This is a genomic window from Flavobacterium nitrogenifigens (assembly GCF_003254565.1).
GTDB classification, from domain to species: domain Bacteria; phylum Bacteroidota; class Bacteroidia; order Flavobacteriales; family Flavobacteriaceae; genus Flavobacterium; species Flavobacterium nitrogenifigens.
On record NZ_QJRI01000164.1, the window covers coordinates 59,025 to 74,973 of the forward strand.

The window sequence follows — 15,949 nt, forward strand, 5'->3', positions numbered from 1 at the left end:
GAACTTGTAAATCATTAATAATTAAACCCTTTCGGAAGTACAAATAACAAAATAAATAGCGATAAATTAAAAATAATTTATCTTAATTTTCAGACTTGTTTCTGTCATTTCCGAAGGCATAAAAATTTTAAAAGAAAATCAATCAAAAATTAAAACAGTCAAATTATGATTACCATTACAAAACTTTCAAAAGTATTTAGAACTGAGGAATTAGAAACCAAAGCATTAAGTGAAATTTCGTTAACCATCAATCAAGGCGATTTTGTTTCTATTATGGGACCGTCTGGAAGCGGAAAATCGACTTTATTAAACATCATTGGACTTCTAGACAGCGCTTCTAGCGGAAGCTACCAACTTCTTGATCAGGAAATGGTGGGTTTGAAGGAAAAACAAAAATCGCAAGCTAGAAAAGAAAACATCGGATTCATCTTCCAGAATTTCAACTTAATTGATGAATTATCGGTTTTTGACAACATCGAATTGCCTTTAATTTATAACAATGTTCCTTCTGCCGAAAGAAAATCGCGAGTAAACGAAATGGCTAAAATATTAGGAATTGCTCATAGATTGAAACATTTCCCACAACAGCTTTCGGGCGGACAACAGCAGCGTGTGGCCGTTGCAAGAGCTTTAATCAATAACCCGAAAATAATTTTGGCCGATGAGCCAACGGGAAATCTAGACAGCAGAAACGGAAATGAGGTTATGGAATTACTAACTGATCTTCATGCCAGCGGATCGACAATCTTAATGGTAACACACTCCGATTACGATGCTTCTTTCTCGCAAAGAACAATTTTAATGAAAGATGGCGAAATCCTTTCTGAAAAAGTGAATCATAGAAATGTAGATGTTTTAGTTAATTCTAACTACTAAAGTCATGTTGAAGAATTGGACAAACATATTTGTTTATCATATAAAGAACAACAAATTCTTTACAGCCCTTAATATATTGGGCTTAAGTATAGGAATTGCAGGTTTAATCTTTGCCATTCTATACTGGAACGACGAACATTCTTACGATCAATGGAATCCTGAGAAAGATAAAATTTATACCGTAATGAACGATTTTGGAGGAGGAAATGTTTGGACATCAAACTCCCCGATTCCAGGAAGAATGTTAAGCGAAACTACTTCCTATTTAGACCAATACTGTTATTATAGATTGTATTACACAAAAGAAACAATTCAATATAACGGAAAAATAGAATTGGTTGACAAAATTTTTTCGGCTCAAAGAAGTTTCTTTTCTTTTTTCCCTTTTGAATTTGTACGAGGAAATGCTAAAACAGCTTTTAGCGACCGCAACAGCATGGTTCTTTCTCAGGAAACGGCTTCGCGCATTTTTAAGAATGAAAATCCTATGGGCAAACAAGTTAAGTATGCTGATCGCATTTTTGTAGTTCGCGGTATTTATAAAACACCCGAAAAATCATCGATAATGCCTGCTGTAATTACTCCAGTTGTAGAAGATGAATTAGAACAAAATAAGGATAATTGGGGCTTTAGCTACGGATTAATGCTTAAGCTAAAAAGACCAAGCGATACTACGGCTGTTATTCAAAACTTAGATAAAATATTTCTCGAAAACAACTACAAAAAACAGGCAAAAGCTGAAGGATTATCTATTGAACAGTTTATAAAACAATATGGAGATCCTATAAAATCAAGGCTTCTTCCACTTTCAAGAGCAAGACTTTATCAGGGAAATTATGCTTTTCCTGAACAAAACGCCAATTTGCAGTTCTTAAAAATTGTAGTGGGTTTATCTATCTTAATTTTAATACTTTCAATTGTAAACTACATCAATATGGCTACTGCAAATGCGGTAAGACGTGCTAAAGAAGTTGGAGTTCGCAAGATAGTTGGCGCTTCAAAACCGCAAATTATTGCTCAATTTGTTTTTGAAACCACACTGATTACTTTATTTTCGGTTTTACTGGCAATGGTAATCGTTGAGCTTTCGCTTCCGTTTTATAATGCTTTTTTAAATAAAAACTTAACGTTAATCGGAACTCAATTTTACTTTCAGCTTATTTTAATTTTCTTTTTTGTTATTATCGTTTCAGGAGTTTTTCCGGCAGTTTATATTTCAAATTTTGAAACGCTAAAAGTCTTAAAAGGCAATTTTTCTAGAAGCAAAAACGGTGTTTGGATTCGTAACGGAATGCTTGTTTTACAATTTTCTATTGCTACACTTTTCATTATCGGGTCGTTTATTGTTTATAAACAGGTAAACTTTATGATGGATAAAGATTTAGGTTTTAATGGCACTCAGGTTATGGACATTTCTTTTAAACCTCAAAAAGGAAAAAGTCAATACGAAAGGTATAAACTCATTAAACAAGAATTGCTGAAAATTAAAGGCGTTGAAGCAGTTTCTGCTGGAATGTTCTCTATTGGCAGCAACGAAAACTCTTGGCAAGGCCTTCATTATAAATCCAATAAAGAAGTCATAACACAGCAAATGCCTATGGATTTTGGACAATTAAATCTTTTAGGAATCCAAGTAATCAAAGGAAAAGACTTGAATCTTGAATTGGCAACAGACAGCATTTCGAGTGCTTTATTGAATGAAACCGCCGCAAAAACGCTTCAGGTAAAGGATCCTGTAAATCAAGATGTCACTTTTGGAGGAAAAAAATTTAAAGTTGTAGGTATCGTCAAAAACTTCCATTACATCGGAATGGAATATAATATTGCTCCAATGATTTTTTTCCATATCAAAGCTTTTGACTGGATAGATAACGAGATGCGCTTTATTTCTGTTAAAATATCTACCGATCAAATGCCTGAAACAATCGCTGCTATAGACAAATTCTGGAAATCTAAAGTCGATCAAGAATATCCTTTTGAGTATGGGTTTGTAGATAAAAACTTTGCGAGAACTTATAAAAAATATCAAGATCAGAGAAACTTGTTTGCTTTACTGAATATTGTGGTAATCTTAATTGCCGTTTTCGGATTATTTGCTTTGGCTTCTTTTTCTATGGAAAGAAGATTACGCGAAATCGCCATTAGAAAAACACTCGGTGCGGAAACCAATATTTTGCTAAAAGAATTATCTAAACAGTATGTCCTTTTCTGCGTAATTGGTTTCTTAATCGGAATTGTTCCTGCTTATTTATTAATGCAGAAATGGCTAGAAAACTTTGCTTCTCGAATCGATATTCCGTTTTTGCCATTCTTAGTTGCTTTTGTTTCGCTGCTATTTTTAACGCTGACGATTGTTTTGGCAAAAGCCTATCAAGTGACCAAAGTAGACGTTTTAAAATATTTAAAATACGAGTAAACTAACTCCACAAACCAAAAAACACCAATAAAATGTTAAGAAACTGGATCAATATATTTATCTATCAATTAAAACACAGTAAACTTTTTACTGCTCTCAATGTTCTTGGATTATCAATAGGAATTTCAGGCCTAATTTTCGCACTTCTATATTGGAATGACGAACACAGCTACAATGCTTGGAATCCAGAGAAAGATCATGTTTATCAGATATTAGCGCAATTAAGCGATATGCCAGTTACTGCAAATAATCCTGTGCGTTTAAAACCTCATTTAGAAAATGATCACAACGTAGAAACTGTTGTTTATGCAGATGAATGGTATCAAAAAGATAAAGTGGTTTACAATGGACAAAAGGAATTTGTAGACAAAATCATAAATGCCGAAAAAGATTTCTTCTCTCTTTTTCCTTTTGAATTTATATATGAAAATGCCAAATCGGCTATAAAAGACGAAAATAGTATTGCTATTTCAGAGAAACTTGCAGAACGTTTTTTTGGAAATAAAAACCCAATAGGCAAACAAATCAAATGTTTGGATTCTACGTTTACAATCTCAGGTGTTTATCGCATTCCTGGAAACTCATCGATCGCACCAAACATAGTGATAAACCGCATGAAAGACTTGGCAGATCCTGCTAAAAATCCGGGTCTTTTTGTTCTAAAAGTATTAGTAAAACTAAAAGATCCATCAAAAGTAGAATCTACTCGAAAAATGCTGGATCAAGTGTTTTATGACGAGGTTATTGTAAGAACCGCCAAACAAGCGGGTTTTACACCTGCAGAAATGGTCAAGAAAATGGGAAGTTTCAAGGTTTTGATGGAACCGCTTTCATCTGCCAGATTGCATTCTGTAACCGACGGTTATCCCGAAGGAAGAGGAAATTATCAGTTTTTGGTAATTATGGCATGCTTGTCAGTTTTAATTCTTATTCTGTCCATTGTCAACTATATCAATTTGGCAACGGCAAATTCGATTAAAAGAGCTAAGGAAGTTGGAGTTCGTAAAGTATTGGGTGCTTCCAAAAACCAGATTGTTTGGCAATTCATTTTTGAAACCGTTTTGATGACTGCTTTTTCGGTTTTATTAGCGTTAATGATTGTAGAAATTGCGCTTCCTTATTACAATTCTTTTTTAGAAAAAAATCTAAGAATAGTCGAAAGTCAATTTTATCTTCAGTTGATTTTAGTCTTTTTAATAACCATTGTGTTTGCAGGAATATTTCCAGCATTATATGTTGCTAATTTTGAGACTTTAAAAGTTTTAAGAGGCAATTATGCTCGAAGTAAAAGCGGCGTTTGGATTAGAAATGGAATGCTGATTTTTCAGTTTGCCATTGCTTCCTTTTTTATCATTGGTTCTGTAATTGTCTATCAGCAAATTAAATATCTAAGCAACAAAGATCTTGGTTTTAAAGGCGATCAAGTTATGGCAATTTCGTTAAATCTGCCATCTTCGTATTATCAAGGAGAGAATGTTGGAAAGAACATTTTTGAAAGATATAATTCCATAAAGCAAGAACTTTCAAAAATTAAAGGCGTTGAACAAGTTTCAACTGGTCTTCTTTCTTTTGATGGAGCCGACGATTCGCAATGGCCAATATGGTATCGAGATGTGCTTTTCAAACAAAAAGCCATCGGACTTGACTATGACATGCTAAATCTGCTTAATATAAAAGTAATAAAAGGCAGAAATCTTAGTCCAAACATAGCTTCAGACACTATAAATTCTGTTTTAGTTAATGAAAAATCATTGAGTTTAATGCAGATAAAAGATCCTATTGGTAAAGAGATCAAAATTGGGAATCAGAAAATGAGGATTATTGGCGTGGTAAAAGATTTTAATCTTTTAAGTCCAGAAGTCGATGTTCCGCCGATTACTTTTTATCATATAAAATCTCTAGATATGGCCAATGAAATGAATCGCATTTACGTAAAATTAAAAGCAGATCAGATTCAAAGTAGTATTGCTGAAATTGAAAAATTCTGGAAATCAAAAGTCGATACCGAATATCCGTTTCAATATGATTTCGTAGATAAAGAATACGCTAGAACTTATGAGTCTTATGTGAAGCAGAAAAATTTATTTTCTCTGCTCAATGTAATTGTGATTCTTATTGCCCTTTTTGGACTTTTTGCTCTCGCATCTTATTCCATTCAAAGAAGAATGAAAGAAATTGCGATTCGAAAAACTTTGGGCGCAGAGACCAATATCTTATTGAAAGAACTGTCTAAACAATATGTAGTGTATTGTGCAATAGGTTTTCTTATTGCCGTGTTTCCTGCCTATGTTTTATTGCAGAAATGGCTGAATAATTTTACCTTTAGAATCGAAATTCCGATGCTGCCGTTTCTACTTTCCTTTTTGCTTTTATTGTTTTTAACGCTATGCATTGTTTTAGCAAAAGCGTATCAGGCAACAAAAGTCGATGTCCTGAAATATTTAAAATATGAATAATTAGTTTTGAGTTTTTGTAAAAAGCTGTGCAAGTCTGAGCCCTTGCGCAGCTTTTTTTTTATAAAATTATATTCCGGCAGGAATATCTCGTCGGTAGAAAAAAATAGTTGCGTTTTTGCATAGTGTCCAGTAGGGACACCTGTTTTGCGGAATAAATGTTGTGAAGATAATCAAACGTTCCTACGGAACGTATTCTGTAAATCCAATTAAAAAAATCTACCAATCATACATTCCTACGGAATGAATAGCATCAAAAAATCAAATAGGAACCGAATTAATTCAGTTCCTATTTAATTTTATGTTACTAATTGAGTCTTTCTTTTTCAAGACAAATTAAGCGTAAAAACGGTTTAAAATTTTCTTTGCATTGTCTGAAGCTACAATCAATCCGCCGCTCATCATGATAATGTCTTTGAGAACCAAGCGCCCTCCCACAGAAAGATACGGAAAACCAAACTCTGGTGTTGGAAAATCTCCGCCCAAATTTGGAACGTAAACTTCTGGCGTTGTGATTAAAAATGATAAGGTTACAAACGCCATTCCGAATGTCAGAAGTCCGCCCAAAAAGCCCATTTTAGGATACCAAATTCCTAAAAGAACCAACAAACCAATCGTAACAATAACAGTTCCTAATCCGTAAGAGAAAATATAAGTTCCATTGGCTTCATGCCATTTAATGTTTTTCTCAACAGTTTTACCTTCAACGTTTTTGTAAAGTGTGTAGGCTTTTACGGTTTTACCTTCATCATTCACAACTTGTTTATTAGCATCTTTATAAAAGAAACTCATAAACGGACTATTCGCAACAAGCGACACAATTCCGTCAGCTTCATATTTAAAGGCTTTTAATCCGCCAATCCAAGCCATTACAACAAATATGGCAATTCTTAAAAAGTGAATAAAGTTATTTTGTCCACTAGCAATAAATCTTATAAATTTTTCCATTTTGATTATGTTTTTAATACAGATCAAAATTACTTTATGCTTATCTGGATAAAAATGGACGTAAAGGAGTTTTCATGGACTATTTTGCCACGATAGAAATGCCAACTTCTTTTCTGAATTCTTTCGGCGAAATGCCTACGCTTTTCTTGAAATATCGGCTGAAATAAAATTCGTCTTCAAAATTAAGATCGTCTGCGATTTCTTTTATAGTCTTCGTAGTCAAATGCAGCAGTTTCTTAGCTTCCAAAACAATGCGATCTTGAATAAGCTGAGAAGGCGATTTTCCGAAATGCTTTTTGATTCTTTTACTGAATGTATTCACACTCAAATTGTATTTAGAAGCATAAAAAGCGACTTCTTTTGCTTCTAGAAAATGCGTGTCTAATAAATGCTGAAACTTCAAGATATCAGCATTTCCAATAGATTCCTGAATCTTCGGTGGCATTTTCAGCTGTTTTTCTTTGCTGCTTAAAGCTAAAATAACCTGCAAATACGATTTTAGAATTGAGTTATCATAATCAAGTTCTGAGTCTTCTACCCTTTTCATTCGTTCGATAATACTCGTGATTTCTTCGTAAATAAAATCGGAAACTGTTACAAAAGGTTCGCTGTAAATATCATTGAATAAAATTCCGTTGCAAGCCACTTCTTTTTTATGGTATTCAATACAATAAAAATCCCCATGAAAACTTAATGCGCTAATAAAAGCCGCTGTTGAACTTTTCCATTGCAATAACTGGTACGGCGTTAAAAACAAAAGACATTTTCCTTTACACTCGTAATCAGTCAAATCAACAGAAAATGAAGCTTCTCCATCAAACATCAAAATGTTGTAATACGGTTCGTTGATTTCCTTTTGAAGAAAAGAAGATTGTTTCAGTTCGATTTTCATATTACTAAATTAACGCAAAACGACCTATTGCACAATTTAAACCAAAAAAAATGCCCCAGAAAGTTAGCTTTTCTGGGAACATTTAGGATTGAACAATTCTAATTATTCAAAGCTGGTTTCGTAATATATTTTCTAATTCATGAAACAAGAATGCATTGGAAGTTGGTACAATTCTTCAAAATCTACGCCAGCAAGATTTAGGCTTTTAAAAAATACTTTTATTTTATCTTTTGCCTGTTTATCCAATCCTGTATAAAATATTTCGTTGCCATTCTGCTTTTGGTTTATCATAGAAAGCACTTCTGGATTAACTATATTAAGAACCCTTATAACATGAGATTCTGGCAATAGCGATGCAATTATTTCTGATGAAGATTTTGCATTTGGCCTCAAGCATTCTAAGCTAAAAATTGGATTGCTCTCGTGAATTATTATTTTTTCATTCATGTCTGGCAAGTCTGTTAGGAATAGTCCAACATCTTCACGCGGAATAAATAATATCAAAATACTGGCTTTTGCAGCTTCGTTTCTGCTTACCAATTTTACATTTTCTCCCATTTTTCTAGCCAGATCCTGAAACTGACGATTTTCGCGTGTGGAACTTAATAATACCTGATGTCCAGCCTCTACTGCCCTATTCACAAAATTCATTGTAAAACTGCATAAACCAATTACTCCTATCCTCATCTGTTTTGAACTTTGTTGTTAACCTTTTAAACAAATATAGCGTTACAAACCCTTATAGAGCCTATTCTGAATGTACCAATACACCTACAACGTTGTAGATTTAAAACTACAAACGGCAATTTCTAATTTATGTTTTATAAGTTTGTATCCTATAAAATTAGTCAGATGTCTAAAATGACGGCTTTTGTTTCTTTTCGTTATGGTTGTTTTTTGCTGCTGCTCTTAACAACTAAAATGGTCTGCCAACAAAACTACAAGGCCAGATGGTACACTGCGGACAATAACGAACTGCAGCAGAATAGCATAAAGGCAATCGTTCAGGGCAAACATAATTTTATATGGATGACGACTGAAAATGGTATTGTGCGTTATGACGGAAACAATTTTCTTGTTTTCAATTCATCCAACACTTCGCTAGAGCACAATCGTTTTACTGATATTTTCGGAAGTATAGAAAAAGACAGCCTTACAAGTTATAATGAAAGCAAAAAAGAACTTGTATTTATTAGAAACGCCAAAGTTCAGATACTTAAAAAAAACGCTCCGAAATCTAGTTTAGTCCGAAACGGCAGACGCTTCTTTTTTCATGATGGTCTTCCTTCAAACTACACCATTAATCAGCATGAGCCTTATTATATCAAACTATCTACTGGAAATATATTTTTTGTAGACAATGAGAAGGTTGAATTATGCGATTCGAGAATGAAAAGCATTTCTAAAACAGCTTTTAAAAACGATAATGTTTTTAATTTCTTTGCGCTGAATAATTCTCTTTTTTACCTCGCTGATAATGGTGAATATCATTGTTTCTCACAAAAAGGCAAATCGTTTGGAAAGCTGAATGTACTAGCGTCAGAAAACAACCGAAAGCTCTTTTGGAATATTACTACTGGACAGGTTTTTCTTTCTGTGAAAAATAAAATTTATCAGCTAAAAAACCAGAATGGCCTGTTAACGACTCAATTAATTGTTGAATACAAAGATTTTGAAACGAGCAATATTATTTCGGTTTATTTCGATCAGAAAAATAAAAAACTATATTTAGGAAGCAGCACAAATGGATTATGCATTATTTCCTTTCCTGCTTTTAAATCTATAACCAAAAACATAAAAAGAGCCGAAGTTTATTATGCCGCACAAGCTTTCAGCGACAGCACGATTATCACTTCTGAAGGGTTGATTATTAACGACAAAAAGGTTATTGACAGTATTCCTTTTCCTAAAAGTATCTTTTTGGAGGAACGTTTGAACATTGCCCTTGATGATGAAAAAAATATATGGATCAGCCGAAACCTAAATGTGCTTTGCTATCTAAAAAACTCGGGCTACAAAAAACATCTCACTTATCGTTTTGATCAAAATCCGAAAACAATTTTCAAAGACAATAGCAATACCATCTGGGTTTCTATGGGTATAGACGAATTTCATAAACCCAAATTGTATGCTATAAAAAATGGAACGCTAACGCTAAAAGCTGTTTTCAAAAAGAACATTAATTATATTGCTCAGCTTGAAAATACTCTTTATTTGGGTGGAGATCAGGGTTTATTTGAATATGATTTAAAAACCCAAAAACTACATTTTGAAAAAAATACTGAAAAATTAAAAATCAGAAGTATTTTTATTGACAGCCAGCAGAAAATTTGGCTTACCACATACGAAAAAAGCTTTTATCTCTACTCCGATCATACCTTATATTCTTTCCCAACAGACGAAGAAAATTCGCTTAATTCTTCGCACTGCATCATTGAAGACAAAAATGGCTTTTTTTGGATATCAACCAACAAAGGACTTTTTCAGGTTTCAAGAAGAGTGCTGCTCAACTATTCTAAAAATAAAAATACCATAATATACTACCACCAATACAATAAATCAAATGGTTTCCTGATCAACGAATTTAATGGCGGATGCCAACCATGCGGTAATCTTCTTAAAAATAACAATATTGCTTTTCCGTCCATGAATGGCATTGTATTCTTTAATCCAAATAAAGTCTCTCCTTTATTACCCAGCAAAGATCTTTTTATTGACAGAGTAATTTTAGACCAAAAAACAATTGCCCCAAAAGATACTATTGTCTTAGAAAACAACTTTCAAAGAGTCAGTTTTTTGGTTTCTTATCCTTATTATGGTAATCCAAAAAACCTAACCATCGAAGCAAAAATGGACAAAATTGGCAGTGACCGCTGGGAAAGGCTGAGAGCTGATAAATCGATATCTTTTACTACGTTGCCACCGGGAACTTACAACCTTACCTTTAGGAGTCTTACTGGTTTTGATGCCAATTATGCCTATAAAACAGTAATTCTTGTTGTGCCTGCAAAATTTTACCAGACCATCTGGTTTGCCATTCTTTGCTGTTTTCTAGCGGCTGGTTTTGTAATTTCACTTTGGTACATTCGCTTGTATTATCAAAGAATGAAAAGAATGCAACTAGAAGAAGTCATTGCAAAAAAGACAAAAAAATTGGCCTCTACCGTTAAAAAACTTGAAAGGGCAGAAAACAATTTAAAGCAAGAAATTAAACAGCACGAAATGTTGGTTAAAAGCATGAGCCACGACATCAAAAGTCCGCTGAAATTCTTGTCTTCTTCTATAAAACATCTTTTTGAAAACAGCACCATACAAGAAGACCCAAAACTCAAACAGCAATTAGGAACCTTACAGACATCAACATCTCAACTGTATGAGTATGTCGAAAATCTTATCAAATACTCTTCTATTTTTATTGAAGGAAAAAAACTGGAAGATGAATGTTATTCTTTATATGAACTCATCGAAGAAAGCATTCAGATTTTTGAAAAAATTGCAGAAGCCGAAAACAATACCATTATCAATAATGTCCCTACGGCCTTATTTGTAAAAACAAACAAAAAAGCGCTTTCCATCATTATTCATAATCTGATTGATAATGCCATAAAAAATACCAAAAATGGAAGAATTGCACTTTTATGCACTACACAGAATAACATTCTTAACTTAAAAATTATTGATAACGGTAAAGGAATGAGCAAAGAGCTTATTGATTATTATCACAATTTTTATAAAAATCCGATTTCAAAAAATTATCATCTCGGACTTCACATGATTATTGAGCTTCTTATCCTAATTGAAGGAAACATCAATATTATTAGCGACATTGATAAGGGAACTACAATTGAAATTATGGTTGAATACAATTAACTTTTAAACGTTTTGTACAAATTGATCAGCTCTACCAAGTTATTGACTTTTAGTTTCTCAAAAACTCTCGCTTTATACGTGCTCACGGTAGACATATGAATATTAAGCTGGTTTGAAATTTCTAAATTGCCATTTCCCTGAACCAATAAATCTGTAATTTGAAGTTCTCTTTTGGATAAACCTTCCAACGGATTTAAAGTTTTTTTGCTAGTCTGAGTATTTACCAATTTACTAACCAATTCAGAAGAAATATACGTTCCCGATTCGAAAATTGATGTAATGGCAAACATGATTTTTTCTTCGCTGCAGAGTTTATCTACATAACCGTTGGCGCCAGAAGAAAGGTATTTTAAAGCATATTGTTCTTCTTCGTGGGCAGAGAAAACCAATATTTTTACATCGGGCTGAATCGCTCTGATGTCGGTTATCATATCGGTATTTTTTCCGCCTGGAATATTAATATCTAAAACCACTAAGTCAAAAGGAAGATTTTTTAAAAGTGTAATGGCTTCAAAGAAATTTTCGGCATTCGAAATGGCAACATCATCAAATTGTCTTTCCAAAATCATGGCAACTCCATTTCGCACCACCAAATGATCATCTACTATTAAAATCTTCTTTGTCATCTTCATTATTTCTTGGTAAATCCTTTTCTGGTCATTTCGCCCCATCCCTTGGCTCCCATCATTTTTTCTTTATACCCAACCAAAGCAGCATAAACCGTAAGCGGATGAAAGTAAAACGGTTCAATAAAAGCCGCCATCAGCAATTTGAAAAAATCGGCTTGTTTTGGGTATTTATGATAGGTTTTTTCTTCGCTGTACAAAGCAATAACAGAAAAGAGCACTGCAAATGTATACACAAAAAGCAATAGCAAGAAGAAAAAATGCCAGTTTAAAAGACCGAATACTATAAATACTGCAGTGATGACCAAACCAATAAATTCTATTGCAGGCGCTAGAAATTCAAACAAAGTCCAATACGGCACACTCAGCATTCCTAACAATTTGTATTTAGGATTAAGAAACATTTTGCGGTGAATGCTTAAGGTTTCTATTGTTCCTCTCATCCAGCGAGAGCGCTGTTTTTTGAATATTTTAAAATCTTCTGGCGCTTCGGTCCAACAAAGCGGATCTGGAATATAGCTCACCGAATATGGCAGTTTATTATCCAGCATATAACGGCGCATTCTGACAATAAGTTCCATGTCTTCTCCAACCGTTTTGGTGCTGTAACCGCCAGAAAGTATGGCAATTTCTTTATCAAAAGCTCCAAAAGCACCGCTAATAAGCAATAATCCGTCCAGTTTTCCCCACGCCATTCTACCTAAAAGAAATGCTCTTAAATATTCTAAAACCTGAATTCTCGATAGCATTACATCTGGAACATTTACTTCGACCAAACGTCCGTTTTTTATTATACATTGGTTCGCAATTCGCACTACTCCACCAGTGGCAATAATACGTTTTCCATACGATTCTAAAAATGGTTTTGCGAGTTTTAAAAGCGAATCTTTATCTAAGATACAATCGACATCAATGCAAACCACATACGGATTCTGGGCAATATTAAGTCCTACATTTAAGGCGTCGGCTTTACCACCATTTTCTTTATCAACTACAATCAGTTTTTTGAAAGCGGCATTTCTCGAAGTATAAATACCTCTGATTTTTTTGGTTTCAATTTTCGGATGAAATTCCAAATCAGTTAAAACCAAATCGTAGGTTTTAGTCAAGATTTCCATCGAATTGTCCTTGCTTCCATCATTGACTACAATAACCTGATAATTGTTATAATTCAGCGAAAGCAATGATTTTACATTTTCTTCAATCGTAAGACCCTCATTATATGCGGGCGCAATAAGCGAAAGTTTTGGAGCAAACTCGCTAGTCAACAGCACATCGTAATCGACAAAACTGTTTCGTTTAAGGTATCTTCTAAGCTCTTTTGTAGAAATATAAGCCAATGCTAAATAAGAAGACATGATTAGTATGGCGTAACCAAGAATAAGGAGTATATATACATCCAAAAACCACGTTATTTCAGTATTAAAAAAAGTCATTTCTTGTTCAATTATACTGTTAATGCCTGCAAAAGACTCTGTGCTTTGTATTTAATTACAGTGTTTGAAGTATTCTCTGCCAAATGAACAACATGAGGAAGCTTCTGTGTTAGTTTAAGCTCTTTGATCAATTTTAAACCAAGTGCCACTACTGTCGTATTTTGCGATTCTAATAAATGTTCTATTCCAACTGTATCACCAACATCGTGTTTTTTGAAAGCGCCAATAATATTCAGCTGCATCCAATCATCAATAGGATCTGAATGTTCCACTAAATAGTTTACACTCTTCGTTCCTTCAAGTTTAATTGCCGCATTTAATGCCACAATCTTTAATGTTTTTTTTCTAGCTTTAGAATAAACAATAATGCGATCGAACGCTTCTTTTATATTAAACTCTGCCAGTTCGGTAATTCCTTTACATTTTACTTCCCATTTTAGGCTTTTAAGTTTTCTAAATGAATCTTTAATCAATCCAGACTCTTTATAAAACTGTTCTAGTTTTTGAGCATATATACCTTCATAATTTTTGTGCAGATTGATAAGAGATTCGGTCAAAACTTCCCTAAAAAAAGAAGTGTCAAAAAGGACTAAAAAGTTTTTGTCTTTTTTTACTTCGGCAAAAGAAACATCTTGAAAAATGACAGCCGACATAATTTTGTCTATCAAAGCACTGTATTCTCTACTAAGACGTTCTTTTTTGATTTTACCGTTTCTGCTAGCAACAATAATAAGATATAGAATAAGTGAGGCCGCTACAAACAGATAAATGGAGAAAGTAAGAAAAGGTACTTCCCACTGGCCGTTTTTATATAGTTCCCAGAATTCTCTCATTTTAAAAACGTTTTGTTACAATTAGCTGTACATTAAACTTGTTTCGATATTCACTAGGAATATATTCCTCGTATTCATAAAGAAAGATTGGACGCACAAAAAATGAATCGCCAAAACGGTGCTGATATTGAAGTCCGATACGATATGCTTTTAATGGCTCTGTAAAATTATTGTAGAGATACAGATACGGAACGTTTCCATATTGCAATTCCAGTCTTATAAGGCGTTCTTTTTCTTCATTGACACGCTGAATGCTTAAAACATGAGAAAAAAGTTCGTTCGAAATATCATAATAAGGTCTGTACGCAAAATTATAAATTCCAGCATTATAGGCTACTTGTCCTGTAAGCAAGGTAATATCGTCTGTCTCAAAATGCATGAATCGTCCTCCAAGCGAAAAATCAAAATGTTTCTGTGGCTTAAAATAATATTCTAAACCTGCTTTGGCTACAGGAAAAATGGTTTCTCCTGTCGAAACGCCAGCATTTGCATACAAATAGCTTTTGTTTGAAAAGGTTTGGTAAAAATCGGTTTCAAATAACATTTGGGTTTCGCTACCGATATTTCCAATATTTGCCCTTCCTACAATTGCCGATTTACTGAATTTATGTGAGTATTCGACATATCCATAATGAAATGGTTGCTGTCCTGGATCGGAAGTCGAAATATTTAAGTAAGAAGCCGAAACTGTATTTTTTGCTTTACGTCCAATAAGCGTACGTATACCACTAAAAGCTTGAGTGCTATTATCAATATAAGAGGCTTTTTCTATTAAATCTAGTGCTTCCTGATCTCGGTTTAATTTCTCTAGGCAAGTAGCTTTAATCTTCAAAACCTCAACCGATTTTGGATCAATGGCAAGGTATTTATCGCAATACGAAATACATTTTTCGTAATCTTCTGTCCAGAAATACACATTTACAAGCGCTTGCAAAGCCTCAGGATTCGGATTGTTTCTATCTGCCATTGGAGATAAAATCTTTATAGCAGTTTTATAGTCTTTTTTCCAGCTATAAATGCGTCCTGCAAAAGTCTGCACGTCTTCATTTTCAGGATATTTGGCGCGAATAGGCTCAATTATCGATAATGCTTTATCGTAATTTTCTTTTTCTGCTTCACGCTTTGCATTGGCCAAAGCCTCATCTATATTGATTTCTTGTCCAATTGCAATTGTAGAAATAAAAAGCAGGAAAATAGAATAATATACAAACTTCATCAGATTCGGGTTTTTAGTAATTTATTAATCCTCACTAAAAGTACAGCCGGACTTACTGGCTTGGCAATAAATTCGTTTGCTCCAATATCAAAAGAGTCAAGCTCGGTTTGCTCAACACCCGAAGAAGTCAATATAATGACCGGAATATCAGATTTAAGATTTTCTCTAACATGCTGCGTAATTTCCATTCCGCTTACGCCCGGCATGTTTATATCGGTCAAGATTAAATCATAGTTTTCTTTTTCGATCGCTTCAAGCGCCTCTTTACCATCAGAAAACTGATCAACATTAAATCCTTTAGATTCTAGAAAAAAAGATAACGATTTGCGTAGGATATCATTATCTTCGGCTACAATAATTCTCATTTTTTAATTTTTTCTCTT

General features: G+C 33.7%; 12 protein-coding genes. 4 read left to right on the top strand and 8 right to left on the bottom strand.

Translation table 11 applies throughout. The features are described 5' to 3' along the window. Positions 1 to 165: 165 nt before the first annotated feature. From DM397_RS04765 to DM397_RS04775, 3 genes are read left to right on the top strand one after another with little or no spacing between them, the layout of a single operon-like run. Positions 166 to 876: an ABC transporter ATP-binding protein gene (locus DM397_RS04765; RefSeq protein WP_111376444.1), complete on the top strand. Its 711-nt coding sequence runs from the start codon at positions 166 to 168 to the stop codon at positions 874 to 876. Positions 877 to 880: 4 nt separating this feature from the next. Continuing rightward, on the top strand, positions 881 to 3,292 hold the full coding sequence (locus DM397_RS04770; protein ID WP_111376445.1) for an ABC transporter permease: 2,412 nt from the start codon (positions 881 to 883) through the stop codon (positions 3,290 to 3,292). Between the two features lie 32 nt (positions 3,293 to 3,324). Further along, on the top strand, positions 3,325 to 5,748 hold the full coding sequence (locus tag DM397_RS04775) for an ABC transporter permease (protein ID WP_111376446.1): 2,424 nt from the start codon (positions 3,325 to 3,327) through the stop codon (positions 5,746 to 5,748). A gap of 333 nt (positions 5,749 to 6,081) precedes the next feature. Here DM397_RS04775 and DM397_RS04780 read toward each other — a convergent pair whose 3' ends face one another. The 3 genes from DM397_RS04780 to DM397_RS04790 form a co-directional block, all read right to left on the bottom strand. Then, positions 6,082 to 6,693 carry a DUF417 family protein gene (locus tag DM397_RS04780; protein ID WP_111376447.1) on the bottom strand — a complete coding sequence of 204 codons (612 nt, stop codon included), beginning with the start codon at positions 6,691 to 6,693 and terminating at the stop codon, positions 6,082 to 6,084. A 79-nt stretch (positions 6,694 to 6,772) separates the two neighbouring features. Beyond that, the gene (locus DM397_RS04785) at positions 6,773 to 7,585 is read right to left on the bottom strand and encodes a helix-turn-helix domain-containing protein (RefSeq protein ID WP_111376448.1); all 813 of its coding nucleotides are present in this window, start codon (positions 7,583 to 7,585) and stop codon (positions 6,773 to 6,775) included. 132 nt (positions 7,586 to 7,717) lie between these two features. Further along, on the bottom strand, positions 7,718 to 8,272 hold the full coding sequence (locus tag DM397_RS04790) for an NAD(P)-binding domain-containing protein (protein ID WP_111376449.1): 555 nt from the start codon (positions 8,270 to 8,272) through the stop codon (positions 7,718 to 7,720). 165 nt (positions 8,273 to 8,437) lie between these two features. Here DM397_RS04790 and DM397_RS04795 point away from each other — a divergent pair, with 165 nt between their 5' ends. After that, positions 8,438 to 11,455 carry a sensor histidine kinase gene (locus DM397_RS04795; protein ID WP_162615460.1) on the top strand — a complete coding sequence of 1,006 codons (3,018 nt, stop codon included), beginning with the start codon at positions 8,438 to 8,440 and terminating at the stop codon, positions 11,453 to 11,455. Here the strand turns inward: DM397_RS04795 and DM397_RS04800 are convergent. Genes DM397_RS04800 through DM397_RS04820 form a run of 5 tightly spaced genes read right to left on the bottom strand, consistent with a single transcriptional unit; the run spans position 11,452 to position 15,931 of the window. Beyond that, a complete protein-coding gene (locus tag DM397_RS04800) occupies positions 11,452 to 12,081 on the bottom strand; it encodes a response regulator (RefSeq protein ID WP_111376473.1) in 630 nt (209 codons plus the stop codon). The genes DM397_RS04795 and DM397_RS04800 overlap by 4 nt on opposite strands. A 5-nt stretch (positions 12,082 to 12,086) precedes the next feature. Next, positions 12,087 to 13,517 (bottom strand): glycosyltransferase family 2 protein, encoded by a 1,431-nt coding sequence (locus DM397_RS04805; RefSeq protein ID WP_111376451.1) that lies wholly within the window; start codon positions 13,515 to 13,517, stop codon positions 12,087 to 12,089. An 11-nt stretch (positions 13,518 to 13,528) separates the two neighbouring features. Continuing rightward, positions 13,529 to 14,350, bottom strand: a complete 822-nt coding sequence (locus tag DM397_RS04810) for a hypothetical protein (protein WP_111376452.1) — start codon at positions 14,348 to 14,350, stop codon at positions 13,529 to 13,531. A 1-nt stretch (position 14,351) separates the two neighbouring features. Further along, positions 14,352 to 15,566: a YaiO family outer membrane beta-barrel protein gene (locus DM397_RS04815; RefSeq protein WP_111376453.1), complete on the bottom strand. Its 1,215-nt coding sequence runs from the start codon at positions 15,564 to 15,566 to the stop codon at positions 14,352 to 14,354. Next, a complete protein-coding gene (locus tag DM397_RS04820) occupies positions 15,566 to 15,931 on the bottom strand; it encodes a response regulator transcription factor (RefSeq protein ID WP_111369569.1) in 366 nt (121 codons plus the stop codon). Before DM397_RS04820 ends, DM397_RS04815 begins: the two co-directional genes overlap by 1 nt. Between the last annotated feature and the right edge of the window lie 18 nt (positions 15,932 to 15,949).

Bases quoted from the DNA above. Each gene is read 5' to 3' on its own strand.
- DM397_RS04765 (WP_111376444.1), top strand. From the start codon at position 166: ATGATTACCATTACAAAACTTTCAAAAGTATTTAGAACTGAGGAATTA.
- DM397_RS04770 (WP_111376445.1), top strand. From the start codon at position 881: ATGTTGAAGAATTGGACAAACATATTTGTTTATCATATAAAGAACAAC.
- DM397_RS04775 (WP_111376446.1), top strand. From the start codon at position 3,325: ATGTTAAGAAACTGGATCAATATATTTATCTATCAATTAAAACACAGT.
- DM397_RS04780 (WP_111376447.1), bottom strand. From the start codon at position 6,693: ATGGAAAAATTTATAAGATTTATTGCTAGTGGACAAAATAACTTTATT.
- DM397_RS04785 (WP_111376448.1), bottom strand. From the start codon at position 7,585: ATGAAAATCGAACTGAAACAATCTTCTTTTCTTCAAAAGGAAATCAAC.
- DM397_RS04790 (WP_111376449.1), bottom strand. From the start codon at position 8,272: ATGAGGATAGGAGTAATTGGTTTATGCAGTTTTACAATGAATTTTGTG.
- DM397_RS04795 (WP_162615460.1), top strand. From the start codon at position 8,438: ATGTCTAAAATGACGGCTTTTGTTTCTTTTCGTTATGGTTGTTTTTTG.
- DM397_RS04800 (WP_111376473.1), bottom strand. From the start codon at position 12,081: ATGACAAAGAAGATTTTAATAGTAGATGATCATTTGGTGGTGCGAAAT.
- DM397_RS04805 (WP_111376451.1), bottom strand. From the start codon at position 13,517: ATGACTTTTTTTAATACTGAAATAACGTGGTTTTTGGATGTATATATA.
- DM397_RS04810 (WP_111376452.1), bottom strand. From the start codon at position 14,350: ATGAGAGAATTCTGGGAACTATATAAAAACGGCCAGTGGGAAGTACCT.
- DM397_RS04815 (WP_111376453.1), bottom strand. From the start codon at position 15,566: ATGAAGTTTGTATATTATTCTATTTTCCTGCTTTTTATTTCTACAATT.
- DM397_RS04820 (WP_111369569.1), bottom strand. From the start codon at position 15,931: ATGAGAATTATTGTAGCCGAAGATAATGATATCCTACGCAAATCGTTA.